Below are 441 nucleotides of genomic sequence, written 5' to 3'. Positions count from 1 at the left end.
CTTTTGGTTGCTGCACCATAACAACAGAATTTGCACGCTCTAAACCAACTCGGTTCCATGCAGAATAAGCGATCGCAGCTACTCCAAATAATGGCGTGAGCCAATTAATTGCCTTCTGTATTTTCATCATCAGGATCGATTGTTACTTCAATTGATATTGTCCGATCGCTTTGACTAGCTACCTTGACCCGTCGTATTTTTCCTGCCACAGGCGATCGCACCACCGCAAGGCGATCCAGCTTATCTTCAACTTCGGCTGCTTGCCTAAGCAAAAGCCCAAGCTGATATTGTTGCCGCTGCTTCGATTCCTGGAATCGTTGCTGTTGTATCGAGTGTTCGTACAATCTTTGCTGGTAGTCTCCTTTAGCCGCCGCGAGTTTGGCGATCGCCATCTGCAAATCGATCGCAGCTTGAATCTTTTTTTCCCGCAAATCAGCCGCC

At 47.6% G+C, this 441-nt stretch carries 1 protein-coding gene; it reads right to left on the bottom strand.

The window, feature by feature from the left end:
• Positions 1-104: 104 nt before the first annotated feature.
• Positions 105-441: hypothetical protein (locus tag AC0QH1_RS22005; protein ID WP_324633483.1), on the bottom strand; the 337-nt coding region annotated here is incomplete at its 5' end.

Source organism: Phormidium sp. CCY1219, from assembly GCF_055795085.1.
This window is presented reverse-complemented; position numbering and strand designations above follow the sequence as displayed.